Source organism: Paenibacillus sp. FSL H3-0329, assembly GCF_037963285.1.
GTDB lineage: Bacteria > Bacillota > Bacilli > Paenibacillales > Paenibacillaceae > Paenibacillus_AQ > Paenibacillus_AQ odorifer.
This window is the reverse complement of the sequence record NZ_CP150150.1, coordinates 1,980,808-2,006,987: the sequence shown is the minus strand read 5'-3', so window position 1 is coordinate 2,006,987 and position 26,180 is coordinate 1,980,808. Positions and strand designations below refer to the sequence as shown.

General features: G+C 44.4%; 20 protein-coding genes. 4 read left to right on the top strand and 16 right to left on the bottom strand.

What is annotated here, in order from left to right:
* Positions 1-171: 171 nt before the first annotated feature.
* Entirely contained in the window at positions 172-2,067 is a 1,896-nt protein-coding gene (locus tag NSQ66_RS08575) for a PrkA family serine protein kinase (RefSeq protein ID WP_036684429.1), read from the bottom strand.
* Positions 2,068-2,261: 194 nt separating this feature from the next.
* Between NSQ66_RS08575 and NSQ66_RS08570 the strand changes: the two genes are divergently transcribed.
* Positions 2,262-3,236: a DUF2161 family putative PD-(D/E)XK-type phosphodiesterase gene (locus NSQ66_RS08570; RefSeq protein WP_249267706.1), complete on the top strand. Its 975-nt coding sequence runs from the start codon at positions 2,262-2,264 to the stop codon at positions 3,234-3,236.
* A gap of 1,332 nt (positions 3,237-4,568) precedes the next feature.
* Here the strand turns inward: NSQ66_RS08570 and NSQ66_RS08565 are convergent.
* Positions 4,569-5,786 carry a PLP-dependent aminotransferase family protein gene (locus NSQ66_RS08565; protein ID WP_076103987.1) on the bottom strand — a complete coding sequence of 406 codons (1,218 nt, stop codon included), beginning with the start codon at positions 5,784-5,786 and terminating at the stop codon, positions 4,569-4,571.
* Between the two features lie 144 nt (positions 5,787-5,930).
* A complete protein-coding gene (locus NSQ66_RS08560) occupies positions 5,931-6,587 on the bottom strand; it encodes a response regulator transcription factor (RefSeq protein ID WP_036684433.1) in 657 nt (218 codons plus the stop codon).
* A 284-nt stretch (positions 6,588-6,871) separates the two neighbouring features.
* Between NSQ66_RS08560 and NSQ66_RS08555 the strand changes: the two genes are divergently transcribed.
* Both NSQ66_RS08555 and NSQ66_RS08550 read left to right on the top strand, forming a co-directional pair.
* Positions 6,872-7,279: a hypothetical protein gene (locus NSQ66_RS08555; protein ID WP_036684435.1), complete on the top strand. Its 408-nt coding sequence runs from the start codon at positions 6,872-6,874 to the stop codon at positions 7,277-7,279.
* On the top strand, positions 7,276-8,340 hold the full coding sequence (locus NSQ66_RS08550; RefSeq protein WP_111503170.1) for a phosphodiester glycosidase family protein: 1,065 nt from the start codon (positions 7,276-7,278) through the stop codon (positions 8,338-8,340). Before NSQ66_RS08555 ends, NSQ66_RS08550 begins: the two co-directional genes overlap by 4 nt.
* Positions 8,341-8,686: 346 nt before the next feature.
* Here the strand turns inward: NSQ66_RS08550 and NSQ66_RS08545 are convergent, their stop codons facing one another.
* The 8 genes from NSQ66_RS08545 to NSQ66_RS08510 all read right to left on the bottom strand — a co-directional run bounded on the left by NSQ66_RS08545 (position 8,687) and on the right by NSQ66_RS08510 (position 17,846).
* On the bottom strand, positions 8,687-8,941 hold the full coding sequence (locus NSQ66_RS08545) for an AbrB/MazE/SpoVT family DNA-binding domain-containing protein (protein ID WP_036684437.1): 255 nt from the start codon (positions 8,939-8,941) through the stop codon (positions 8,687-8,689).
* A 126-nt stretch (positions 8,942-9,067) separates the two neighbouring features.
* Positions 9,068-9,532, bottom strand: coding sequence for a tRNA (uridine(34)/cytosine(34)/5-carboxymethylaminomethyluridine(34)-2'-O)-methyltransferase TrmL (gene trmL, locus NSQ66_RS08540; RefSeq protein WP_076135879.1), 465 nt, complete (start codon positions 9,530-9,532; stop codon positions 9,068-9,070).
* Between the two features lie 124 nt (positions 9,533-9,656).
* Complete coding sequence (serC, locus tag NSQ66_RS08535; RefSeq protein ID WP_076141387.1) at positions 9,657-10,745, bottom strand: 3-phosphoserine/phosphohydroxythreonine transaminase; 1,089 nt, start codon at positions 10,743-10,745, stop codon at positions 9,657-9,659.
* Between the two features lie 106 nt (positions 10,746-10,851).
* Positions 10,852-11,739: a hypothetical protein gene (locus NSQ66_RS08530; RefSeq protein ID WP_076141386.1), complete on the bottom strand. Its 888-nt coding sequence runs from the start codon at positions 11,737-11,739 to the stop codon at positions 10,852-10,854.
* A gap of 112 nt (positions 11,740-11,851) precedes the next feature.
* On the bottom strand, positions 11,852-14,590 hold the full coding sequence (locus NSQ66_RS08525) for a cellobiose phosphorylase (RefSeq protein ID WP_076141385.1): 2,739 nt from the start codon (positions 14,588-14,590) through the stop codon (positions 11,852-11,854).
* Between the two features lie 29 nt (positions 14,591-14,619).
* Positions 14,620-15,456 (bottom strand): carbohydrate ABC transporter permease, encoded by an 837-nt coding sequence (locus tag NSQ66_RS08520; RefSeq protein ID WP_036684447.1) that lies wholly within the window; start codon positions 15,454-15,456, stop codon positions 14,620-14,622.
* Positions 15,456-16,349: a sugar ABC transporter permease gene (locus NSQ66_RS08515; protein ID WP_036684449.1), complete on the bottom strand. Its 894-nt coding sequence runs from the start codon at positions 16,347-16,349 to the stop codon at positions 15,456-15,458. Before NSQ66_RS08515 ends, NSQ66_RS08520 begins: the two co-directional genes overlap by 1 nt.
* Before the next feature lie 126 nt (positions 16,350-16,475).
* Positions 16,476-17,846 carry an extracellular solute-binding protein gene (locus NSQ66_RS08510; protein WP_036684451.1) on the bottom strand — a complete coding sequence of 457 codons (1,371 nt, stop codon included), beginning with the start codon at positions 17,844-17,846 and terminating at the stop codon, positions 16,476-16,478.
* Positions 17,847-18,222: 376 nt separating this feature from the next.
* Here NSQ66_RS08510 and NSQ66_RS08505 point away from each other — a divergent pair, with 376 nt between their 5' ends.
* Positions 18,223-19,257 carry a LacI family DNA-binding transcriptional regulator gene (locus NSQ66_RS08505; RefSeq protein ID WP_076101584.1) on the top strand — a complete coding sequence of 345 codons (1,035 nt, stop codon included), beginning with the start codon at positions 18,223-18,225 and terminating at the stop codon, positions 19,255-19,257.
* A gap of 662 nt (positions 19,258-19,919) precedes the next feature.
* Here the strand turns inward: NSQ66_RS08505 and glnA are convergent.
* The 5 genes from glnA to NSQ66_RS08480 form a co-directional block, all read right to left on the bottom strand.
* Entirely contained in the window at positions 19,920-21,344 is a 1,425-nt protein-coding gene (gene glnA, locus NSQ66_RS08500) for a type I glutamate--ammonia ligase (RefSeq protein WP_036684454.1), read from the bottom strand.
* A gap of 283 nt (positions 21,345-21,627) precedes the next feature.
* Entirely contained in the window at positions 21,628-22,674 is a 1,047-nt protein-coding gene (gene aroF / locus NSQ66_RS08495) for a 3-deoxy-7-phosphoheptulonate synthase (RefSeq protein WP_036684456.1), read from the bottom strand.
* A 264-nt stretch (positions 22,675-22,938) separates the two neighbouring features.
* Positions 22,939-23,895, bottom strand: a complete 957-nt coding sequence (locus NSQ66_RS08490) for a 4-hydroxy-3-methylbut-2-enyl diphosphate reductase (protein WP_036684457.1) — start codon at positions 23,893-23,895, stop codon at positions 22,939-22,941.
* 59 nt (positions 23,896-23,954) lie between these two features.
* On the bottom strand, positions 23,955-25,403 hold the full coding sequence (locus tag NSQ66_RS08485) for a HAMP domain-containing sensor histidine kinase (RefSeq protein WP_076141384.1): 1,449 nt from the start codon (positions 25,401-25,403) through the stop codon (positions 23,955-23,957).
* A 1-nt stretch (position 25,404) separates the two neighbouring features.
* Positions 25,405-26,094 carry a response regulator transcription factor gene (locus NSQ66_RS08480; protein WP_036684461.1) on the bottom strand — a complete coding sequence of 230 codons (690 nt, stop codon included), beginning with the start codon at positions 26,092-26,094 and terminating at the stop codon, positions 25,405-25,407.
* Between the last annotated feature and the right edge of the window lie 86 nt (positions 26,095-26,180).

Genomic DNA, 26,180 nt, shown 5'->3' with positions numbered 1-26,180 from the left:
GTCCTTTAGCAACTTCCTACGCACAACAGCCAAATTAGTCAGATGGGTGGCGGCGTTTAGATCAACATTAGGAGGGTAAAAGGAGGCAGATAAAACATGGAAGGACAAAAAAATGAGTGCTCCACAGCCATTTTCATGGCTTTTGGAACACCCCGCATAAATGAACTCTTTTTAACGGTTTAGTAGACTTCCCACGTATTTCAGCAGCTCGTTGGCGCAGATTGGGCAGTAGTGATGTCCATCAATAAGTCTGGCGCATACCTCATTGATTCGTTTGAGCTGACTTTCATCAGGTGTTTTGGACGAGGTGGTGATTTTGACGATATCTTTGAGGTCTGTGAACAGCTTTTTCTCAATCGCTTCCCGCAGGCGGTCGTGGTTGTTGTACTCGAATTTCTTCCCTTTGCGTGAATACGCGGAAATCCGGATCAGGATCTCTTCACGGAACGCTTTTTTTGCATTCTCAGAGATACCAATTTGCTCTTCAATCGAACGCATTAACCGCTCATCCGGCTCCATTTCCTCATCCGTCAGCGGATCACGAATTTTCGACCAATTGCAGAAAGCTTCGATATTATCTAGATAATTTTCAAAAAGTGTCTTTGCAGATTCCTCAAAGGAGTAGACAAATGCCTTTTGTACTTCGCTTTTCGCTAAAATATCATATTCCTTGCGGGCAATGGAGATGAAATTCAAATAACGCTCCCGCTCCTCTTTTGTAATCGATGGATGCTGATCCAGGCCATCCTTTATCGCCCGCAGAACATCCAGTGCGTTCATGCACTGCAGATCTCCTTTGATCAGAGCGCTGGAAATGCGGTTGATAACATAACGCGGATCAATTCCGGACATGCCCTCATCTAAATACTCCGTTTGCATCTCCTTAAGATCGGCCTCTTTATAGCCCTCGACCTCTTCACCATCGTACATCCGCAGCTTTTTGATCAGATCCATACCTTGTTTTTTGCTTTCTTTAAGACGGGTTAGGATGGAAAAAATAGCGGCGGCACGCAGCGCATGTGGCGCAATATGCACATGACTCATATCACTCTGGGCGATCAGCTTCGCGTAGATTTTTTCCTCTTCCGAAACTCTGAGGTTATACGGAACAGGCATAACAATCATACGGGACTGGAGCGCTTCATTCTTTTTATTAGAAATAAACGACTTATACTCGGTTTCATTTGTATGAGCAATTATCATTTCGTCCGCACTTATCAACGCGAAGCGGCCAGCCTTGAAATTGCCTTCTTGCGTCAGTGACAGCAGGTTCCATAAAAACTTTTCGTCGCATTTGAGCATTTCCTGAAATTCCATCAGCCCACGGTTAGCCTTGTTCAACTCACCATCAAAACGGTAGGCACGCGGATCAGATTCCGAACCAAATTCAGTAATGGTCGAAAAATCAATACTTCCTGTCAAATCAGCGATATCCTGAGACTTCGGATCAGATGGACTAAAGGTACCAATCCCTACCCGCTCTTCTTCTGACAGAATAACACGCGTCACCTTAACCTGCTCAATGTCACCAGCATAATCATTTCTCAGACGCATCTGGCAGGATGGGCACAAGTTGCCCTCAATACGTACACCAAGTTCCTTCTCAATCTCCGGACGGAGCTCCAGCGGGATCAAATGCAGCGGGTCCTCATGCATCGGGCAGCCTTCTATTGCGTATACCGCACCCGCATCTGTCCGCGAGTACTGTTCCAAACCACGTTTAAGCAGCGTGACCAGGGTCGATTTCCCCCCACTGACAGGTCCCATCAATAACAAAATCCGTTTGCGAACATCAAGCCGACGTGCTGCAGAGTGAAAATATTCCTCGACCAACTTTTCGACTGCACGATCAAGTCCAAAAATCTCCTGTTCAAAAAACTTATACCGTTTGCGTCCGTTTATGTCCTCTACGCCGTGCGACTTAATCATGTCATAAACGCGGGAGTGAGCGGTTTTTGCGGGAGAGGGGTCTTTTCTCAACAGTTCTATATACTGCTTGAAGGTGCCGCTCCACGCCAACCGGTCGTTCTCAGCCCGATACGAAGCTATACGCTCAAAAATGTCCATTGCTCGCTGCCTCCTCTTGCGCTCCTACTTGCTCTTCTACTTGCTCTCCTATAGCGTTAAAAAGTGTATTACATACCTATGCGGCAAGCGCGGAATAGTTGACCTCTTTTTTACTGTGCTATAATAGAGAATCAGAAAATGGCTGTAAAACCTTATTGAGAAACCCGAAAATAAAGGCCTACGGGAGTGACAAGATGGCGGTACGACATGAAACGGAGCTGTACGCTCCTTTGAAGATTTTTTTTGAAAAGCAGGGTTACAGCATCAAAGGTGAGGTCCGGACCTGCGATTTGGTGGGGATTCGGGAGGACGTTGAGCATCCTCTGATCGTGGAGATGAAAAAATCATTCAATCTCGCCTTGCTGCTGCAAGGGGTAGAACGGTTGAAGCTCAGTCCCATCGTCTATCTCGCAGTGGAACGTGTCCGTGATAAAAAAGGTGCGGTGAACCAGCGCTGGGGCGAGCTTAGCGGGTTATGCCGCCGGCTCGGTCTTGGGTTGATCACCGTTATCTTTTATAAGACCAAAGCACCGCTGGTCGAGGTGCTTGTAGAGCCAGACGAGAAGCCGCCTGCGCAGCGCAGCAACAAGCGGCGGCGCGAGCGCCTGCTCTATGAGTTCCGCGAGCGCAGCGGAGACTACAACACCGGCGGCAGCACGCGCGTCAAGCTCGTGACGGCCTACCGTGAGAAAGCGCTGCGTGTCGCGCTTTCTCTGCAAGCAGCGGAGGCGGACGCCGCCGCCGCTGCAGAGAAGGCAGCTGCGAAGGCTTCGCTCGCAGCTGCCAAACGTTCAGCGGCGGGCACCGCTGAACAGGTTCCGGCGCTGAGCTCAGCGCCGGAGAGCCGTGCTGCCGGGGACGCGGCAGCACGGGGGGCAGCGGCGGCAGGCACGCGAAGCGGTGCCCCTAGCGCTGCCTCAAGCACACTTCCTTCGGCCGTATTGGCCGTAGGAAGCGCTCCCCGCTCAGCCGGCATCACTCCGGCCGAGCTGCGGAAGCGTAGCGGCGTACCCACCGCCGCCGCTATACTTCAGAACAACTACTACGGCTGGTTTCACCGGGTAAGCCGTGGGCGTTATACCCTAACCCCAGCCGGTCATGCGGCGCTGGTTGAATATGCCGCGATAACAAGCGGCGTACCCAATAACAGCAATCATCCCAGTAATTAGCTAACCTAACCTGGACAGTACATCAATCGAGCACCTCTTTTAGTCGGGTTCTAATCTTTTACCTCGGTTCTAATCATTTACTCAGACTTTAAACTTATTATTCTGATGCACACATAACATATTAAATAACGCCAAAAAGCATCCCAACTACGGGATGCTTTTTCGTATGTCTAATCTTATTTGAATCTTATCTCTGTACATTCCATGTTCTTATCTTACACATAACACATTAGTATCTGGTGCGTACCACGCTCTTACTATACTCATATCACATTTAGATTACATTTTTAATACACTAGTATCTCATCCGTATCATGTCTTATTTCACACATATCTCATGAGTATCTCATACGTATCACATTCAGACTGCATTCTTAACATACTAGAATCTCGTTCGTACCACGCTCTATCTCATACGTACCACATTCGTATTTCATTCTTACCGCGTGCGTAACTCGCTTTTCCCACGTTCGTAAATCACTCTCATCACATTAGTAACTCATTCATACCACGTTTGCATTTCACTCTTACCACGTTCATATCTCTGCGTACCTCATCCAGCTCTACTTGACTGTACTTAACTAACTTATTTACAATCTTCGAATACGAGCGCTATTTATTAATTACTATTTTCTCTACTCTTGCTTAAACATGCTACTCTTGCTGATTTATTCACATTAGAACCCCTATGCTACATTCAACATCCACTAATACTAAATCATTCAAAGCAAAATAAGCTTTAAAAACACCATTCCGAAAAAGGCACACTAAGTTATTAGGGAAATCCTCCCTAATATTCTTCGATTCACACGCTAAAAACCGCATTTTAGGGAATTACTCCCTGATTTTCGCCAGATTTACCCCTAAAACGGGGCATCCCTTGATTTTTTAGGGAGAAATTCCCTAAACAGTCCATTTTAGAGTTCAGATCGACCAGTTTTAGGGAGGATTTCCCTAATTAATCTCACATCACGCACTTCGTCTTGCCCGATGAATAATTCTGTCCTTGTTGTAGCTCTATGAGTGTCTTGTATTATTTTTGTTCATCCGTCAGCACATCTGTCAGTCCATATATCTGTCTGCTAGTCTATCTATACATCTGCCCACGTATCTGTCTGTTCGTCTATCCATACATCTGTCCACGTATCTGTCTATTCATCCACCTATGCAACTTCCTCAGTCCGTCTATTCATCTCTACGATAAATCCTCAATCGTCCTGACGCTTTTTTATTTCATTCATAAATCCATCATTTCACTCATACTCCATCATTTCATTCCCATCTTCGCCATTCATAACTCCATCATTTCATCCACAACTTTCATTCCACTACCTAACTCCGTGCCGTGAACTCCTTAACCGCTTCGCTCATCAGGTTCATGCCAAGCAGCAGCTCATCCCGGCCGGGATGGCTGAAGTTAAGGCGAAGATGATTGCTGACTCCATCTACACTACATAACGGACCCGGCAAAAAAGCCACTCCCTTACCTAGCGCACATTTGAGCAATGCCATAACATCCATTCCCTCTGGTGGTGCGACCCACAGGAACATGCCTCCTGATGGAAGATCATAGGAGCTGCCCTTCCAAGCAGGCCGCTTGAGCAGTTCCACCATAAGCTTCAGACGGGTGTTATACTCTCGATTCAGCTGCGCGATATGCTCACGCAGATCAAACGCAGACACATCCAATAAATGATGCAGCAGCCGCTGATTTAATGCGCTCGACTGCCAATCGGCCATCTGCTTAGCCGCAGACATCATTCTGATCAAGACTCGGCTGCCTGCCGCCCAGCCCGTCCGCAGCGCGGGCGCAACGGTCTTGCTGAACGAACCGATATAAAGCACATGTCCGCCATCGCTGATATTTTCCAGTGCATACAAAGACGGATATCTTTTAGCCTTTTGTTCACCCTGCTTCTGGAAGTGCAAATCCCCATAAGAATCATCTTCCACAATCAAGATGTTATATGCGATACATAAATCCAATACTGCGCGGCGTCTCTCCAAACTCCATAAAATGCCGCTTGGATTGGTAAAGCTAGGGGTTGCGAACAGCATTTTCGGCTTATGGAGCTCGATCTGGCTCCGCAAATGCTCCGGATCAAGCCCGTCCAAATCACCCTGTACAGGAATAATAACGGCCCCCTGCATCCGAAGAGTCTGCAAAAATCCTGGAGAGGTTGGATTTTCTACTAATACACGATCTCCTGGATCAATATACACCCGCGACAACAAATCAATGGCTTGCTGGCTACCCGTTGTTAGCAGAACTCCACCCTCAACAACATTTACCCCTTTTTCTTTAAGCCAATCCCCAGCAAGCCACTCCCGAAGCGGTCCGTACCCGGCAGGATCACCATATTGCAGTGCTCCCGCATCTGCTGAAATCACCGTAGATGCTGCTTCAGCAAGCAGTGACAATGGGAATAGTTCTTCCGCTGGTAATTCTTCAGCTAGCGATATCATGGAGCTTCTCCGTGTTTGGGTGCGGATACTAAGAAGCGATGACGACAACAATGTGTGTGCGCGAGCAGAAAATTCGTAAATCATGCGAAATCCCCCTTCCCTGTTACCAAGTAGAAACGGCTTCGTCATCCTCATCCAAGGACGGGATGGTTACCCATTCAACATGATATTCTTACTTCTACTCCAAGAATATTCCACCCCATACGTCATTATGTCGTAAAGCGTGGGTTAGGCGTAGATTTGCCTGTTTTGTCTTGAGAAGAGCGCGAATTTCTCAATCGCTTGTGCCCGGGTCGAAACATCGAGCTTTACATAGATTTTGCGCAAATAATTATCAATGGACCGACGGCTTACCGCAATTTCAAGCGCAATTTTATCGTAGGTAATCCCTTGAACGATTCGCTCCATGATAAACATCTCTGTCTCCGTCAGTTGCAGAACATCATCTAATCCTTTAAATGTCGAAATCGGCCAAGCTCCTTTTTCAATCCATTCCAACGGCATTGAAAGAAAACCCTCCCGTAAACCCAGGATCAGCTGTAAAAGCTGACGGGGAGAAGCTCCCTTCGAGAATATCCCGCTGGCTCCTAGTTCTACGAGGGGCTGAAGCAGTTCTCGCCCGTCTTCATCTGTCATCACGACAAAATGTGAGTTTGGTGAGCTTTTTTTCATATTTAACAGCACACTCTCAATATTCCCCTCAGGCATATGATAATCTACTAGCACTAGCTCGGGATTTTTTTCCCTTACGATGGTAGCGCCTTCGTCCCAAGTGGAATACATTCCCAGAACCTTAAGCCCCTCTTCCTCTTCCAAAATCAATTTTGTCCCCAGCATACTTGTAGGATGACACCCCACAATGACCACCTGCCAAACCTTCATCATTAATGCCCTGACCCCCTGCTCTATATATAATCATCTAGAAAGGAAAGCGCCGCAGCGTTTCCGGTTAAAACGCAAGCAAGGCTGTATGATGACTTGTCTGTATAATCTCTAGCTGGTTACCTTGTGTACGTCTATCAGAATTCCAATCTATAGAAATTGTATCGCAGTAGTTTAATAGGATGCAATTACTTTTTCTAGTTTTCATACTCTCTTACATTTTTGCGAATCTTGTCAAAGTCTGATAGAATGGGGACTTGAAAAAAAGACCAACCCGAGGTGATAAAATGCAACCGCTAGCGGAAACGTCCCCGGTACGCTCGCGCTCTACTACTGCGAGAAACGGCCCTTCCGTAAAATGGTTTTTACTGTTCTGGATTATGATGATCGGACTCGGCGTATATGCTGTATACAGCTACACGAACCATCTGAAGCAACAAGTGCTAACCGAACTTAGTACTCAGAGCCAGCAGCAGCTTACCGTTTTAAAGACCGACTATGAAGCAAAAATTGCCGTTCTCTCTGAAGAAGTGAAGGAATTGCAGAATACAGTGCAAAGCTTTAACGAACTATTAACCTTCACTAAAGATAATGCTAGTGCCAAGACAGATAACAGCAACAAGCTATATACGCAATTGAGTGAGGTAAGCAAACAGTTAGAAGCTTTGAAGAAAGAAATGGATCTGATCAAATGATGACGCCAGTCAAAAGAGTAAATCGCTTCTTCATGCTTCTAACTGCACCGTTCATAGGCTTGTTTATATGTATGTCGTGGTATCGACCACCGCTACAGCTAGACCTTGATGTAGGACAATTCACACCAAGCGCTGGGCCAGTGAATGAAACAGCTTCCTTAAAAAAAGAGCTGACTCTGGCAGAGGCCTCCGCAGCTTACACCATTGATGCTGTCAGCGCTAGTGCCAAGCTATATAAAGAGACTACCACTACGATGAATAAGCTGGTCGAAACAGCAAAGACTCAGGCGAACCGGCCTGAACTGATCTATAACCGCAGGATTTCAGCCAAGCTTGGTATACCTTCAGAGATTGTTACCAGCGACCGTATAAGAGTTGAGTTATATCGATTGAATCCAGGAAACTACAAAGCTTATGCGTTGAAAATCAAATTGAAGGACCCAACCGCTATGAAGATGAGCTTGGCGGAGACAGCCTCCGGTGCGGAAACTACTATGCATGCCGTACAGCGTAATGGTGCCATTGCTGGTATTAATGCGGGCGGCTTTGCAGATCAATCCGGAAAACGTTATCCCTTAAGCACAACTGTAGTGGATGGAAAGTATTTATACGGTTTTGAGCCAACGTACAAGGACCTAAGTTTTGTTGGGCTGAACAAATCCGGGCAATTAATCGGCGGGAAATTCTACAGTCGCGCACAATTAGATCAGCTAGATCCGGTATTCGGCGCCACCTTTGTGCCTGTCCTCCTTAAAAACAACATTAAAACACCAATACCCGAAAAGTGGAAAACATCCCCTAATCGGGCACCACGTACCGTGATCGGCAAATATAAAGATGATCAGATCCTGCTTTTTGTAGCAGATGGATATAATGAGTATGGCAGCTCTGGTGCACAGCTGGAGGAGATTCAGAATAAATTATCGAATATGGGCCTCGTAGATGCTTATAATTTAGATGGTGGTGGCTCTTCCTCATTGATCTTTAACGGAAGAGTTATCAATAAACCATCCGATGGAAATCTAAGAGCTGTGCCAACGAATTTCCTGTTTTTTAAATAATATAGTAAATTGTCTATGTAACATATCACATTTGCGTTTATTTTTATTAAATTGCAGGTTATAATCTTGATAACGAATACATTCGCTATTGGAGGTGCCAGTATGTCGTTCTCATTAACCTTTTGGATCGTAATGTTCGTATTTGTGTTATTTACGGTCGGCATCCTTACCTCATCTTACAACGACGACAAAACAAAAGGCCTATAAAGCCGATATGTCCCTGCACCCACTTGGTGCGGGGGCATTTTTCGTATACATAAAAAAACTGCCCCCAAGTAGAAGAGTTCTACGAAGAGGACAGTTTTTTTATAAGCTCTTGGCTGTCAAAATTCAAAATATGTACTTCTTAGGCATGTCTTGGCAATTGAGTCATTTCCGAAAGGCATGCAGAACAAATATAACGATCTTTATATTCGCTTACACCATCCATTGATCCACAGAAAACACATTTTGGACGGTAACGCTCCAAGATGATATGGTCACCCTGTACCAAAATTTCAACCGGGTCGCCTTCATTCATCTGATACCTTTTACGCAGGGACTTAGGCAGAACAATTCTACCCAACTGATCCACTTTGCGAACTACACCAGCAGGTTTCATAACTAACGTACACCTCTCCTGTTCAAGAAAAATTATTTAGTAGCTACTACTTATTTCGGCTCTTTCAATATATTTCGTTACCTAATTGTCGAATCCTGCTGAAAAAAATAAAAAATTTGTCTTTTTTTAAATAAGATTAGGGAAATCCAATTGTCGAAGCGCCTCGTACACAATAATAGCTGCCGAATTGGATAAATTCAGAGATCTCACAGCATCACTCATTGGCATGCGCATTTTTGTTTCTTTACCTGCTTCTAGAATCTCTGCAGAAAGCCCCTTCGTTTCCTTGCCAAAAACAAAAAAATCGCCATCTTGGAACTCAAAGTCGCTGTATCTTTTCTCTGCTTTCGTCGTTGCGTAAAAGAAACGCCCCTCGCTATATTTCTCCAAAACCTCAGCAAAGGAGTCGTGATATTCAATAGTAACAGCATGCCAATAGTCTAATCCTGCTCTTTTTAATGTAGCATCGTCTGTACGGAATCCGAGTGGACGAACCAAGTGAAGATGAGTGCCTGTAGCGGCGCAAGTACGCGCAATGTTGCCAGTATTGGCCGGAATTTCCGGCTCGACTAATACGATATGGAGTGCCATTATATGGTTCCTTCCTCTCTAAAGGCTTAATAGCCAGATGTTTTACTCTAGTGCCTAACCATAGCTTCTCCAAACAAACTGAAAACCTTCCACCAAGAAGGCGGAAGGTTATAGATAGAATTCATTAACCTTGAGTTTGCCGGAAATGGTTCATGAAATCGGACAGTGCTTTTACACTTTCGTAAGGAACTGCGTTGTAGATGGAAGCACGCAAGCCCCCAACACTGCGGTGACCCTTTAAGCCGACAAAACCTTCCAGTTCAGCAGCTTTGACAAACTGCTTTTCGAGTTCTTCTGATTGCATCCGGAAAGTAACGTTCATAATAGAGCGGCTGCCTTGTTCTGCAACGCCACGGTAGAAACCGTCACTTCCATCGATGTGATCATATAACAGACCCGATTTTTCAAGGTTCTTAGAATGGATGCCAGCTAAGCCGCCTTGCTCCTCAATCCATTTTAATACTTCGTTCACCATATATACAGAGAAAGATGGAGGTGTATTGTAAAGAGAGTTATTCTTATAATGAGTGCTGTAACGCATGATCGTAGGAATGTTAGAAGGTGATTCTGCAAGCAATTCTTCTTTCGCGATAACTACAGTCACGCCTGAAGGTCCAAGGTTCTTTTGTGCTCCGGCATAGATCATTCCGAATTGGTTCACATCGATTGGACGGCAAAGTATATCACTAGACATATCCGCGATTAACGGAATCGAGCCTGCATCCGGAAATTCTGCATATTGCGTTCCTTCAATGGTCTCGTTGGAAGTAACATGAAGGTAAGCAGCATTCTCCGCAGCTTTGATCGAACTTAATTCAGGAATAGCCAAGAATTTCTTATCTTCGGAAGAAGCAGCAACATGAGCGCCTCCTACCAATTTGGCTTCTTTATAAGCTTTATCCGCCCAGCTACCTGTCATTACATAGCTACCTACTTGGCCTTCGGAAATCAAGTTCATAGGGATCATTGCAAACTGTGTGCTTGCTCCGCCTTGTAAGAACAATACCTTATAGCCCTTCGGATTGCCGAGGAGCGAAAGCAGACGTTCCTGCGCTTCATTATGCACGGATTCGTAAATTGCACCACGGTGCGACATCTCCATGATAGACATTCCACTTTCCCGGAAATCAACAAACTCCGCTTGTGCGCGTTCCAGTACCGTAAGCGGCAATGCTGCCGGTCCGGCATTAAAATTGTATGCTCTCTTATTCAAAACTGCTCCCCACCCTTTCTCTCCTATCAATATGGATATGGTTATGATAGCAATATTCTCCCGCACCAGCAAGTATAATTATTCACATAAAAGGTTAAAACGGTACTCATTTCGCAGTGAAAAACCGGTAAGATCGGCGCCAGCTCTTGCTTTGACGCGGTAAAAGACTAATGTTCACAAATACTTCAGGAGAGACTACATGACCCTCTCCCCAAAGGGCCATACGTTCTATTGGAAAGTCCCCACTCTCTCGCACGCCTGTTCCACTAGGCTTATGAACCAACTCCCAGGTGAACTCAGTTTCCTGACCCTCCCAACCGCTCAACTTGCAATAAAAGGGTTTATCCGGTTCCTTTGACCAAGTAAGAGTATTCCCAGATACCTCTAGCAATTCTTTCGTATAGGAGGATTCTGGTTCTACTACCTTGAGTTCCCTCGGGAGACGCAGTTCGAAATCCTGTCCAATATTCAACCCATCGATTCCGATGAAGTTGTGAATATATTCCTCCGTACGGAAAGGCTTTTGCCCTTTGTTATGCAATTCATATGCAATTATTAATTGATCCCCCTGTAAAGAAATCGTTTTAGTTAGCTGCACAGCATATCCGTTGCTTTCCATTGGGTAGATCGTATATGTGACAGCATCATTCCCTGCTTCGACATCCTTACTAAAAGAGGTTAAGGGGAACTCCTCATTGAAACTGTATAATGGGGAATTTCCTTTTTGTAACAATCCGACTCCGATTTTTGGAAACCAGCCTCCGATTGGTGCTTCATCATATCCAATTGCCCGGGAAATGCCAAACTCATTACAAAGCCCCTTGCCCCCAGTTCCTTCGCCTGGCTTCAAGCTTTCCGGCACACAAAACGTATGTTTCCCCTCTTCTAATGTCACCTGTGTAATAAATCCTGTCCAGTCAAAACGAGTGCCCTTATACTCTCCGATATCAGCGATATCGACAGTTAATATGCCATTTGACAGTCTGCAACCCATACCTAACGCGCCCTTTCGTTCATTGTTACAATGAATAAATATTCATTATTGAAAAAAAACGTCTGCAGCCGCTATGAATAACGGTGCAGACGTCTTAAAATATCGTATAAAGCTACGCCAATGTCACTTCAATCAAGTGGCATTTCTCTGTCTGCAGAGAGAGCAACTCTTCACGCGGAATAATCGCACTTCCTGAGCCGCGCTGCAGCGTCACCTCGCTGCCATTCAGGGTAACAGAGTGTATTTGGTACTCCCCGTAGTTTAAGCTTCCTGTGGCTTTATAGACCACTTCAAACTCGCGATCCGCGAAGATTGTCTTAATAGAGGCTTTTCCCTCGGAATCAAACTGCTCTTTAACAAGCTTCGGTTCCAACAAAAGATCACCTAGCTTACCTTTTACACCAAATACTTCAGTAACCATAGTTAACAGCAGCCAGCTTGCGGATCCTGTTAAATACGTATACATCCCTCTGCCTTGCTCGTTAATATACTCAGGAATTCCTGGGTATATGCGGGCTTTTGCAAAGTCAGTACTTAAGCTATACAGAGATTCTAATACTTTATGTCCTTCTTTCACATATCCGCGTTTATACAACGCATTGCCATACATGATGGTCATGTGACTGAACATAGCACCGTTCTCTTTATGTCCAAAGGCAAAGCCAAAGGCACGACCCAGATTCTGCTGGATCCCTCCGAAACGGGAATTAAGTCTGTACCCAATTTTGTCATCCAGTAGATTACGATCCACGGCGGCAATGATATGCGGAATTTGCTCTGGTGCAGCTGCATGGCCCATCAGCGGGAATACTTGACCCGTAAGCGTCATTCGAACGCCTTCTGCGAATTCCCCTTCCACTTGTTCCCCATCATTATTATAATAACCGTTAAACCAACCTCCACCGTGTTCACTTTCCACCCACTCATTGCGGCGCAAGTGATTAAAGATCCACTCTGCTTTTTGTTCCAGATCGTCCGCTACTGTCTCTATGTCGAGTGCTACACGAATACCGCTGACTTTGTTCGGAGCGGCAGCATAATATTGATTAAGTCTTTCATGCTTGCCTGATACAGATTCATAATCCACTTGCTCACCAAGCGAATCTAGCAATAGTTTCATTTCTTCTGCCAATTCAACTGTCTCTTGCCCTTTAGAAGTCTTTAGCGTACGTAGCACACGAGAAATATCCAATAAGTTACTTGCGTAGAATGCTGTGAAAGCTACACTCTCACCCCGGTCTGCGCCCATATCAAGACCATCATTCCAGTCTGCGCCCTCCAGCAGGATATTATTGTGCTCTCCAACATTAAAGAACGGAACCAGATTTTGCAGCAGGATATGCTCCAGAATCGTACCTTTATAAACCTCACCAGAAGTAGTTCTGAGATCACTTCCCAGCGAGGTATCCCATGAATTATCGCGTTCCTTACAGCGACTCATAAAGGTATCGCGGAAATACGTCTGTTCCTGCAATAAGAAATCAAGATCACCACTCTGATCCAGATATAACATAGTCGTTAAGAACGGCCAAGCTCCATGATCCATCCACACCCGCGGGATGTTGTTACGGTCGGCAATAAATTCACCAGGCTGTTGACCGATAATAGTGGCATTACTACCATCTATTCTTACCCCGGCGTAGTTGTTCAGCAGTAAGCTGCGTACTTCAGCCGGTTCCATAATAAGGAGTGCTAGACAATCCTGCCAAAGATCCCGCCAGCCACGTCCGCCCCTTCCATAATCATGATAAGGCAAGAAGGAGTTACCATAAAGTCTTCTCAGCACGGGTTGAATCGTAACCCATTTCATCCATTGGTCAGCATCTGAATCACCGGTATGAAATTCTACCATATTCACTTTATCTGCCCAGAAGGCTTTAGTTTCCTCAAGCAAATGATCAAAAGCTTCAGATGTACCATATTTGTTCATCAAGGCATCCACGTCAATTCTCTCATTATGGATCGCCATAACTACTATATAAGAATGGCTGTCACCAGGAGACAGATTAAGCGCCTCGTAACGAAGACCCCCGATAGCCTCATATCCCTCTCTTTGTACACCTCCACCCGTGCCAATCTCCGGCGTGTTGTTCAGGATAACAGCTTCTGGCCAATCCAGACTTCCACCTTCTCCAATGAACTCCTCCTGCACTGGAAAGAAACCAGCAGGTTGACTGCCGTCACCCTCTGCACCAAATACTCCATAAGAAGTGTGATTGATGCGGTGTCCCCGCTCATCAAAGGAGAGCGCAGGCTGAACCTCAACACCATAAGGTGAAGTATAGATCCGGTTAAGCAAAGAGGTTACATGTCTATGATCGCGCAGATCATCTGCCGAACGCGCGTAGATCGGAACTACCGCTGTCGGTGTCAGCGTAATAACCTCTGCTATTGTATTCGTCAACGTAACCTTCATTAGTTCGACCTTATCATTACCGCTTGGCACAAAGCTGGTGATTTCAGCTTTAACACCCATCTCTGCGTTACAACGCGTTACGCGTTGCCACAGGAAACCAGCCTCTAGTACTGCTTCATCAGTAGACGATGTATAGAAATCGGCATTTTGCTTAGCGGAGTTCCCCACTGCCGACCAAGCTCCCTTGCCTTCTACGTATACCCAGAAGTTACGGGAAGCCCGCGAATTATGCAAATCTTCAACAGATAATGGCGGTGTCAAAAATGTATTATGACCTGTGGTAACCTGACCATGAAGTTTTGGAGTTACCGTCGACATCATTCCCCCTTCATTCACTAGAGGGAAATATAGAAAACTGCTGCGATCCGGTTGCTGAAGCCTGAATTCCCCATCATTTCCGGTGAATTCGAAGCCATGAATTTTATTACGATCCATTCTCTCCATCCTCTCATTTACACAACTACTTAAGCTTTAACCGCACCTGCCAATGCACCGTCAACGATATACTTTTGAATGAAGGTGTATAGGATGATAAGCGGTGCAGATACGATCATGATCCCGCACGCCAACATAGGCCAGTTGTTCCCGTATTGACCGCGGAATTCTTTAAGCCCGAAGGTGATTGGATAGTTTTCTGGACTCGGTAAATACATGACCGGCCCCACGAAGTCATTCCAGATACTAATTGCTGTTAGAATAACACCTGTAGCAATTACTGGTTTCATAAGTGGCATGATGATCTGGAACAAATAACGCATATATCCAGCGCCATCCATACCTGCTGCTTCATCCATCTCCCGGCTAATTCCTTTGATGTAACCTACAAACATCATGAACACGATACCCGTTCCGCCTGTTTTAAGGAGAATGTAACCCAGCTTCGTGTCATAACCTACAAATCCTAGCTCCTGTTTCATGGTAAGCATCAGCTTGAACTGTGCGACCATTGGATTCGGCAGGAACTGAGACATCAAGAAGAACAAATAAATAAATCCGCTCCACTTCACATAATTTCTCGCCACCGGGAAGGCCCCGAATAACGAAACAATTAGGGTCAGCACTGTTGCCACAGCTGTATACAGCAGACTGTTTAAGAAATAATTAGAGAAATTACCCTGTAGCCAAGCTTCTTTATAATTATCCCATTGAATACTTTTTACGAGACCGATAGGATCTAACAGATATTCTGTAAAGGACTTGAATGAAATATTGATTACAAATAACAACGGCATGATATACAAAACAAGCAACACTGCAATCAGAATATAAGAGAGAGTTTTGGCGGTTTTGGAATCCTTCATTAATATTCCACCTCTCTCTTACGCATTTGTTTCACTGCAAATACTACAAACACCAGAATCATAAGGAATTGAACCACGGAAAGCGCGGAAGGAAGTCCCATCTGTAGAGAACCACGGAACGTCTCTTTATAAACGTCATATGCCATCGTTCTTGTGTTAAAGCGACCGTCCGTAGTTGCGAGAATAATATCAAAGGTGGACATCGCACCGATAATAGACAAAATAATGTTAATCGTAAAGGATGGAGCGATAAGTGGGAATGTGATATTTTTAAAAGATTGCCACTTCGTAGTTCCGTCTATATATCCAGCCTCATACAAATCTTTCGGTACGGATTGTAGTCCCGCAAGGAAAATCAACATCGAATAACCCATATACATCCATATTTGCGTAAATATAATATAACCGAACGCATGAGTGAAGCTTCCAAAGAACATATCTTTATAACCGAACAAAGAATCATACAGTTGGTTAACCGGACCACTCAGCGGATCGAACATCATGCCCCATACCAGTGCAACTACCGCTACACCAAGCACAACCGGTAAAAAGAATACCGCGCGATAGAAATAATCGCCTTTCAGCTTCTGATTGATAACTACGGCCATAAGCAGACCGACACCGTTCTGTACAATGGTTACAATGACCATGAAATAAATAGTACGTATAATGGAATCCCAACGCTCGCCTGAATTTCCTGAGTAAAATACATCATAATAATTGTCAAGGCCTACAAAACTCATCTTGCTTCCAGGAACGTTAGTGATATCTGTAAATGAATAGATAACCGTCATCATAGATGGGCCAAAATAGAAAATTACATACAATGATAATGGAATCATTAGCAGCAGAAGCGGTATATATCGTTTAATACCTTTCCCGAACGGATACATTTCTCTCACCTACCCAATCCTAATTCAATAAAATGATCGGGGCCTGCACAAAACAGACCCCGAAGTTGTAAAACATGTTTGGTGTACAGTATGTTGTAGATTCTTTTTATTTATCGGGATAGCTACTTATTTAGGTGCTGCTGCTTCCCATTCTTTTTGTTGTACATCTGCAAGCTCTTTAGCGGTTTTAAACTCGCCGCCTGGTGCCAAATATTCAGTGTGAACGCCTTCAGCTGCAATGTGCTCACCAACGTTATCACGGTTAATCATCATAATTTCATAAGCAAGTTCGAAATCTCCAGTCATGTATGGAGCAAGTTCTTTGTCAATAAAGTCACTTTCAGTGGCAATATTGTCTTGTGTAGGCAAGAATCCAGCTGCTTTAACATATTCTGTGTAGTTTTCTGGTTCAGAGAAGAATTCCAGCCATTTCAAAGCGCCTTCTTTGTTCGGGCCTTTTTCTGCTGCATACCAAGTTACATCGTATTTACCGACAAGAGAATTATTCTTAGCAGCATCTTCTGTAGCTGGGATTGGGAAGTAACCAAATTTCACATCTGGATTTGCTGCCGCGATCGTAGGAGCATCCCAAGTTCCGTCAGCAATCATAGCTGCTTTTCCTGTTGCGAAAAACGAAGGTGCTGTTGCATAGTCGATACCCAAGAAACCGTCGATGATGTAGTTATCTTGAAGCGTCTTCATTTTCTCCAATACTTCTACAGCCTCAGCATCGTTAAACGCCGAAGTTCCCTTCCAAACCCCTTCAATCCATTGTTGTTGGTTGCCGCCACCCAGAATCTTGGCTTGCAAACCGAACACTGGCAATTTCAATGGCCATACATCCTTACCAGCCACTACGATTGGAACAATACTCTTAGCTTTCAATGTATCTAGAACACTAATGAACTCTGTCCAAGTTGTAGGTACAGTCAGCCCGTTTTGTTCAAAAATTTCTTTATTATAGAAGAATCCTGACATCGCTACTTTACCGGTTGGGATTGCATACACTTTATCTTTATAAGTGCCGGCTTTAGCAATATCATTCGCATTGTAGTTTTTAACGAAAGCTTCGCCGCTCAGATCAGCAATCAGTCCGGAATCAATCCATTGTTGCCAGTCTGGCACTTTCGCACCTGGTGTCCAATCTTTCGGAGACAATCTCATACCGGATAGATCGGCAAGTACATCTACGTCACCAGCTGTAATTCTTGCTCTTTGTGCTTGTTTGAATTCATCATCCGGACCAGTGGTTGTGTACTCCACTTTGTATTCCGGATATTTTTCTTCAAACTTTTTATTAATTTCTGTAATGACCTTGTTAATATTCTCTTGTTTCCAGTGTAAGATCTTAATCACTTTCTTATCACCAGATGCAGGCTTGTTTGTTCCGCTGCCCGGAGTAGCCTCACCATTCGCGTTGTTATTGCCGCTTCCACATGCTGCTAATGAGAGCACTAGCGCTGAGCTCAACAATACCGCAGAAAGCTTCTTTACCATTTTGTTACCCCCCAGATAATTTGTTATGACCCTTTAACGAAACCACATGCTAATTTCTGAAAATCACGAAACAGTAAGGATGATATCACAGAAAGCGGTTTCGGTATTTTCATTATTGCATCGTTATTTGTCTTTGTAAAGTCTTTTTTCATTGTTCATTTTTGAACGTTTTTTGAACCAATCATTCAAAAAAACCTTTAATATCAAGCATAATCCTAGTTTAAGAGTAAACATTCCATTGACTATAATCTTATTGAACTATAAAATAAGTAACGAAACTATTTCGTAAATCATAAATTCAAGTCATAAAAAAATAGCCTTGAGTAGATTTTAAACATATATTACGGAACATTTTTCACTATAAGGGGGACTTAATTTGGCCTACAGCATCAAAGATATAGCGAAAATTGCTGGAGTTTCTGTTTCGACAGTATCCAAAATCATTAATAACTACAGTGATATTTCGGAAGATACCAAGACAAGGGTTCAACAAATTATAAAAGAAACTGGATATACCCCCTCCAATTCAGCTAAAACATTGGCTACGAAATCGTCCAATCTAATCGGAGTGATTTTTGCCGGAATGCTGAATGTCGACTTTACCCACCCTTTTTTCATCGAGGTGCTAAATTCATTTAAAAAACAAATGGGACTACTAGGTTACGACCTTATCTTTTTTTCCAATGAAAAATTCCAAAGTGGCGATACTAACGATTATCTTGCCCGTTGTCAGCATTTTAATGTAGATGGGTGTGTGCTTCTATCCGGACAGGAGCTAGAAACCTCTATCAGCGAATTAGACAACAGTGCAATTCCATGTATCGGCGTAGATTTAAAACTAACGGGTGACAACTCTGGCTTTATCATGTCGGATAATTTCAAAATGTCCTCCAAAGTGGTAGAACACTTTTATTTACTGGGCTATCGAGAGCTTGGCTACATCGGCAGTTCCTCAGATTCAGACATCTCCAATATGCGCGAAAGTGGTTATCGCAAAGCTCTTGAAGATTTGGGGCTGCCTATTAACGAGAATTGGTTCTTAAACGGAAGTAACTTCTTTGAGGCCAGTGGGTATGAGACGATGCGTAGAATGATTGAGAATGGAAATTTACCTAGAGCGATCTTCGCGGCGTCCGATCAGCTTGCTATAGGGGCGATGCGTGCCCTTAAAGAGGCTTCTATCGCTGTTCCTGAAACTGTTGCAATTATTGGCTGTGATGATATTGAGGCCTGCAATTATACAACACCCCTATTGACTACCATCCGCCAAAATAAAGATAAGATCGGTCGCCTAGCAGCACTAATGCTGTATGATCTAATAAACAACCAATCAGGTACGAGTTCTTTCAGCGTAGAACCAGAGCTTATCATTAGAGAGTCCTGCGGCGCTCCTGAACGGGGGCTAGTGTAGCCTTTCTCGGAGAATACACGAATAGCAAAAAGGGGCTGTCCCAAGCAGCCATTTTATGGCTTGGTGACAGCCTCTTTTATGTTCTTAACACTACTTAATGTCCAAATGGATTCTATGGGCGCACCTAGTGTTGCTCCGGATGATGCAATAAGTGAAGCACTTATAGAATAATTGGGGAATTTCTCCCTAAAAATCAGAGATTTCTGTTCATCGGACTTATAATTAGGGAAAACTTCCCTGAATTTTGGCCTATTCAGTAACTAATTAAGAAATCACCCTGATTATTAGGGAGGAATTCCCTGATTTCGTTCATTTAGAGCAAATATCGGCTATTTTTAGGGAGTTTTTCCCTAATTAGTTTAAATCCACTTTGTACATCACATAAACACAGAACGCATATCGCTCACCGTACATAGTCCAGCGTCACAGATACCACAAATCATATACTGCAAGCCGAACGGAAATCACACATAGCAGTCACCTACCGCCCACCCCAATAACATAGAACACTACTCATGGCTTAGAACACTATGCGTGGCACACATTCATAAGGTACAATAAAATCCATTACTTTCCCAATTCAAAAAAAGAAGCTGCCTCCAAGTAGAATCACTACTTTTGAGACAGCTTCTTTTATTATAAAGATTATAATAGCAGGAATCTTATAGATCGAAGTACAGGGCATATTCATGTGGATGAACACGAATCGCTACCTCTTGTGCTTCAGAACGTTTCAGAGCAATATAGTTATCGATGAAGTCCTTAGTAAATACGTCGCCTTCTGTTAGGAACTCGTAATCAGCTTCCAAAGAATCAAGCGCTTCGCTCAGGCTGCCTGGAACGCTGCGGATTTTTTCTTTATCTGCATCAGACAATTCATAGATGTTCTTATCCAGAGGACCATAACCCAGTTCTTGCGGGTTGATCTTGTTCTTGATTCCGTCCAGACCTGCCATCAGCATTGCGGAGAATGCCAAGTAAGGGTTAGCCGTGGAATCCGGTGTACGGAATTCGATACGACAGCCTTTTGGTGTCACAGCTGCTACTGGGATACGAACTGCTGCAGAACGATTTCCTTTGGAGTAAACCAAGTTAACCGGTGCTTCGTAGCCAGGAACCAGACGCTTAAAGGAGTTGGTGCTTGGGTTAGTCAAAGCGATCAATGCTGGTGCATGGTACAAAATACCACCGATATAATGAAGAGCCATTTCGCTCAGGTTAGCATAAGCGCCTTTTTCATAGAACAAAGGAGTATCTCCGTCAAAGATCGATTGATGCACGTGCATTCCGCTACCGTTATCACCAAACAGCGGTTTTGGCATGAAGGTTGCTACCTTGCCATACTGACGTGCAGTGTTTTGTACAATATATTTATAAGTCATGAGATTATCAGCAGTTTTCTTCAAGGTATCAAAACGGAAGTTAATTTCCGCTTGACCTGCAGTGGCTACTTCATGGTGATGACGTTCAATGCGTAGTCCAACTTCAGCAAGCAGACGGCACATCTCACTACGGATATCCTGTTGGGAGTCAACTGGTGCTACAGGAACATATCCACCTTTAACGCCAACTTTAAATGCCAAGTTGCCGCCCTCTTCTTTACGACCCGTATTCCAAGCCGCTTCTTCAGAATCTACGAAGAATGAGGATCTGTTCATGCCACTTTCGTAACGAACATCGTCAAAGATAAAGAATTCTGATTCAGGTGCGAAGAATGCAGATGTACCTACTCCGCTTTTTTGCAGGAATTCTTCTGCTTTCACAGCAATACCGCGAGGATCGCGCTCATAACGTTCGCCATCAGGAGTGAAAATGTCGCACATCACGTTCAGCGTTGGATGAGCTGTAAACGGATCTATGAACACACTATTCGGATCAGGCATCATAACCATGTCTGATTCTTCAATACCACGGAAACCTTTGATGGAAGAACCGTCGAATGCTACCCCATTTACAAAAGTTTCATCTTCCACTTCAGAAGCTGGCAGAGAGATGTGGTGGGCACGACCACCTAAATCTACGAATCGAAAATCTACCCACTCGATATTGTTCTCTTTAATTGTTTGCAACACTTTTTCAACCGACATGAATTTTTCCTCCCCCAAGTTCCGAACATTAGGCCGCTCACAGTATGCAAATGTTCTTGTTTTAATTTTTTTTGCTGTCGTAATTATAAATCTCATACCTAACATCGTCAATGCTTATGTCAGGTATTTCTTTCAGCAATGTAAGATATTCTAACGCTTTCGTGAAATCTGTTATTTTCGCATATTTTCATGTCACATTTATTTTATTCAACTCCAAAAAAACCCTCTTTTCCCACTAGGTCGCGGGTTAAGAGGGCTTCCGAGGAAGCTCTTAGATTGAATTTTATAGCGCCGAAACCGTTTCTGGCGAAGTAGAAAACTTACGTCCAACAATTGGAGCCAGCTTTTCCAGATCTTTAAGCAGGTTATCAAACTGATCAGGGAATAACGATTGAACACCATCACCTGTCATGGAATTGTCCGGATCTGTGTGCATTTCGATAATTAGCCCGTTTGCACCAGCAGCAACAGAAGCTTTGGCCATAGGCTCAACTAACTCACGACGACCGGTTCCGTGACTTGGGTCAGAGATTACTGGAAGATGGCTTAAGCTTTGTAGAACTGGAATAGCCGATAGATCCAGTGTGTTACGAGTGTAGGTCTCAAATGTGCGAATACCGCGCTCACAGAGCATTACATCCTTATTACCGCCTGCCAAAATGTACTCCGCTGCATTGAGCAACTCATCATAGGTCGCACTGAAGCCACGTTTTAGAAGAACAGGTCTGCCACAGGTACCCAGCTTGCGCAGCAAATCAAAGTTCTGCATATTCCGTGTACCCACCTGCAGAATATCCGCATGCTCCGCACAGATATCAACATACTCCGGTGTCATAACCTCTGTAATCGTCAACAGGCCATGACGCTTTCCTGCTTCAGCCATCATAGTCAAACCTTCCACACCTACGCCTTGGAAGCTGTACGGTCCTGTGCGGGGCTTAAACGCGCCTCCACGAAGTACCTGAGCACCAGACGCTTTAACAAGCCGGGCGATCTCATCAATCTGCTCTGGAGACTCAACGGCGCAAGGTCCGCCCATGATCACCAGGTTTTCTCCACCAATCTTCACACCCTTGATATCAATAATCGTATCCTCAGGATGGAAATCCCGGCTGGCCAGCTTGTAGGATTTGGAGATCTTCACGACGTTCTCTACACCCTTCATTTGCCGCAAATGCTCGGCGAGCTTAGGAGTGACGCCTCCCACTAAACCTATCACCGTGTGATCTGCTCCTCTGGAGAGATGCACCTGCAAACCTTCTTTTTCGATTACGGCAATTATATCTTTAACCTGCTCTTCCGGTGTTTGATTTGATGTAATGACGATCATATTTATAACTCCCTCTCTACACTTAAAATTTATAATAATTCCGCTAGATACTATCGCGCTACGACGCGTGTTCGCTTTTAAGCTTTTATGCTTTTAATCACTAAAGCAATTCTACCTCAAAAAGCGATTATAGTCAATCTATATTCTAGATTCCTATGCTGGAAGCGTTCTTTCGATAAAAAAGAGCACTTAACCTCGACTGACGAAGTTAAGCGCTCTTGTTGCAGCGTTCATAATATATAAGTTCGAGCCTAGCCCATTACATTAAGTAGTACTTGCACTCTTATTCTTAACCGGTGGCAGCAGCTTCGCCATATTCACAGTACGTTTAATCTCCCACGTCTCCGGATTAGCCGAATCATACTGATCTAAGTAGTTAATCACTTCTTTGGTGATAGGTGTAGGTGTGGATGCGCCAGAAGTGACCCCGACGATATTCACACCCTCTAACCATTCTGTTTGGAGTTCAGACACATCAGAAATACGATGGGCAGGAACCCCAGCGATTTCTTCCGACACCTGTGCCAGACGATTAGAGTTGTTGCTTCGCGGATCACCGACAACAATCACCAGATCACATTGCCCTGCTTGTTCCGCTACAGCCTCTTGACGTACCTGGGTAGCCATACATATCTCATTATGCACTTCAGCACCTGGGAAGGTCTCCAGAAGCTTTTTCATGATATGCTTAATATCCCACTGGCTCATAGTAGTCTGATTCGTAATGACGATACGTGAAGAAGGGATGGATAACGTAGCAATCTCATCTTCTTTTTCAATCAGATGCACATGCTCAGGGGCAATACCCACAGCACCCTCTGGTTCCGGATGGCCTTTTTTGCCGATATAAATGACCTCATAACCATCATCTACTTTTTCCTGAATAAGATCGTGGGTCTTCGTGACATCAGGACAGGTTGCGTCGACCGTAGTCAGACCCTTGTCCCTTGCCATCTTGCGCACCTCAGGAGAAACCCCGTGTGCAGTGAATATAACAGTCCCACTATCCACTTTATCCAGAATATCCAGACGATTATGTCCGTCCAAAGTAATAATGCCATCATCTTCGAACGAATTCGTGACATGACTGTTATGAACAATCATACCCAGTATATAAATCGGCCGGGGAAGATCGAGATTTTGCGCAGCCTGCCGTGCCATAACCATTGCATCGACAACTCCGTAACAATATCCCCGGGGAGAGATTTTAATGACTTCCATGAGTTCACCAGCTTTCTGCTTTCATTGACCTCTGTAATAGGACACTTCTAAATTATACCCTATTCCAGCGGCGGAGCAAAGAGAAGCGGCAACCAGATGACAAAAGTAGTACCCTCACCTTGGCGTGTAACAACCTCCACAGACCCACCATGCTCGTCAATAATCCACTTAGCAATGGATAGACCAAGCCCAATCCCTTCCGTAATTCCACGCGATTCATCCGCACGATAGAAACGATCGAAGATATATGGAACCTCATCTTTATCCATACCAATACCTGTATCAGTGATCCGAATACCAACCTGATTCTGATAGAAAAGGGTATCCAAACTCACGATGCCAGAAGGCGTGTACTTAAAGGCATTATCAATAAAAATAAAGAGCATTTGCTGTAGATAATCTTTATTCCCAACTATATATTTGCCATTTAAGACTGACATATCACCTGTAACCCACTCGGCTTGACGCGGCAGGAAAGAGGCGCGGCGCGCAATCTCATTCATCATCGGTTCCAGTGCCACGGGCTCTATATCAAAAGTACGTCCAGTATCCGCACGCGCGAGCGAGAGCATATCCGCTACCAAGCGGCTCATACGCTTAGACTCGTCTGCGATATCCTGCACCGATTCAAGCGATAGCTGGCGAATCTCAGCTTCACTCATCTTCCCTTCTCCGGGTTCCATCTCCCAAACCTTTTGCAGCAGATCAATATTTCCGCGAATCGTAGTGAGCGGTGTCCGAAGCTCGTGTGAAGCATCTGAAACGAAACGGCGCTGAGCCGCATACGAATCCTCCAGCTCTGTGTAGAATCCTTCCATACGCCCAAGCATACTGTTAACGGTCTCAATAAGTCTTCCTATCTCGTCTGGCGGCCCATCGTATTCAATACGCGAGCTTAAATCATTCCCCGTCTGAATCCCATTCGCAGCTTCAATTACTTTGCCGATTGGACTCATGGATTTGCGCGCTAGGAACAAGCCGAAGGTAAATGCCGCGATCAGGGTAGCAAAAGAACCTACGAGCAGGATAGTTTTTAAACGCTCCAAGAGCTTATTCTGTTCACCTACATAGGTAGCCACTTGTAACACAGCAGCAGGATTTTTTTTATAATTTTCCAATAGAATTGGCCGTTCATAAATCAGAAATTGATTGCCTTCAATTACAACATTACGAAATCCCTGTACAATTTTATCCCGCTCGGGATAATCAAATGCAAGATTACCATTTCTCATGTTTGTCGTTCGCTGCATAACCTTAGTATCATAAACATAGATCTGTGTATACGTATTAGAATTCTCAGGAGTTCTGACCCCATCCATCATTAGTTCACCGCTGTATAAATTGATACTGAAAAATGGAATGGTCTGCTCAGCTTGCACCTGGAGGCGATTCTTCAAGTCCCCATAAGTATTAAAATAAACAAAACCGTAAATTGCGGCTGATAAGGCCAGCAGCATAACGGCCAAAATCCCTGAATACCAAGCAGTCAGCCGCAATCTTATAGACATGTTAGTTGTCACCTCTTAGAATGTAACCGGCACCCCGGATCGTTTGAATGAGGCGTTTACCGCCATGCTCCTCCGTCTTTTGACGTAGCATAGCTATGTATACCTCAAGCACATTAGATTCACCGCTATAATCATAACCCCATATTTTATCCATGATCAGATCCCGTGAAAGCACACGTTTCGGATTTTGCATAAAAAGATGAAGCAGCTCAAACTCCTTCGCTGTTAACTCCAGTCTTTTACCGGCACGGGTAACCTCACGTGAATCCACATCCAGCGTAATATCTTCATAAGAAACCGCTTGCTCCCCACCTTCACTTTGCTCACTCTTACGCCGAAGCAGCGCACGTACACGTGCAAGCAGTTCTTCCAAGGCAAAAGGTTTAACCAGATAATCGTCCGCGCCCAGATCAAGCCCTTTCACACGGTGCTCAATTTCATCCTTCGCGGTAAGCATGAGAACAGGAACATTACTGCCCCCTTCCCGCAAGCGGCGACATACTTCAAAGCCATCCACCTGAGGCATCATTACATCCAAAATTACCACATCCGGATCACTGCTCAAGATTGCCCGTAATCCATCCGCTCCATTCACCGCTGTTTTCACATCGTAACCTTCAAAAGCTAAACCTCTACGCAGCATAGAAATAATCTTTTCGTCATCATCAATAATTAGAATATTCGGTCGCATCAAGCAGCCCCCATTGTTCAGTTCTTTTTATATATTGTAGCAGTTTACATCACAATTAGACAAAAACGGAAGGGTCGCCCCTTCCG

Coding starts and splice junctions, on each gene's coding strand:
- NSQ66_RS08545 (WP_036684437.1), bottom strand. CDS start 8,941: ATGAAACCTGCTGGTGTAGTTCGCAAAGTGGATCAGTTGGGTAGAATT.
- aroF (WP_036684456.1), bottom strand. CDS start 22,674: ATGATCGTCATTACATCAAATCAAACACCGGAAGAGCAGGTTAAAGAT.
- NSQ66_RS08490 (WP_036684457.1), bottom strand. CDS start 23,895: ATGGAAGTCATTAAAATCTCTCCCCGGGGATATTGTTACGGAGTTGTC.
- NSQ66_RS08570 (WP_249267706.1), top strand. CDS start 2,262: ATGGCGGTACGACATGAAACGGAGCTGTACGCTCCTTTGAAGATTTTT.
- NSQ66_RS08485 (WP_076141384.1), bottom strand. CDS start 25,403: ATGTCTATAAGATTGCGGCTGACTGCTTGGTATTCAGGGATTTTGGCC.
- NSQ66_RS08575 (WP_036684429.1), bottom strand. CDS start 2,067: ATGGACATTTTTGAGCGTATAGCTTCGTATCGGGCTGAGAACGACCGG.
- NSQ66_RS08550 (WP_111503170.1), top strand. CDS start 7,276: ATGATGACGCCAGTCAAAAGAGTAAATCGCTTCTTCATGCTTCTAACT.
- NSQ66_RS08525 (WP_076141385.1), bottom strand. CDS start 14,590: ATGGATCGTAATAAAATTCATGGCTTCGAATTCACCGGAAATGATGGG.
- NSQ66_RS08480 (WP_036684461.1), bottom strand. CDS start 26,094: ATGCGACCGAATATTCTAATTATTGATGATGACGAAAAGATTATTTCT.
- glnA (WP_036684454.1), bottom strand. CDS start 21,344: ATGTCGGTTGAAAAAGTGTTGCAAACAATTAAAGAGAACAATATCGAG.
- trmL (WP_076135879.1), bottom strand. CDS start 9,532: ATGGCACTCCATATCGTATTAGTCGAGCCGGAAATTCCGGCCAATACT.
- NSQ66_RS08555 (WP_036684435.1), top strand. CDS start 6,872: ATGCAACCGCTAGCGGAAACGTCCCCGGTACGCTCGCGCTCTACTACT.
- NSQ66_RS08515 (WP_036684449.1), bottom strand. CDS start 16,349: ATGTATCCGTTCGGGAAAGGTATTAAACGATATATACCGCTTCTGCTG.
- NSQ66_RS08530 (WP_076141386.1), bottom strand. CDS start 11,739: ATGGGTTGCAGACTGTCAAATGGCATATTAACTGTCGATATCGCTGAT.
- NSQ66_RS08565 (WP_076103987.1), bottom strand. CDS start 5,786: ATGATTTACGAATTTTCTGCTCGCGCACACACATTGTTGTCGTCATCG.
- NSQ66_RS08510 (WP_036684451.1), bottom strand. CDS start 17,846: ATGGTAAAGAAGCTTTCTGCGGTATTGTTGAGCTCAGCGCTAGTGCTC.
- NSQ66_RS08520 (WP_036684447.1), bottom strand. CDS start 15,456: ATGAAGGATTCCAAAACCGCCAAAACTCTCTCTTATATTCTGATTGCA.
- NSQ66_RS08560 (WP_036684433.1), bottom strand. CDS start 6,587: ATGATGAAGGTTTGGCAGGTGGTCATTGTGGGGTGTCATCCTACAAGT.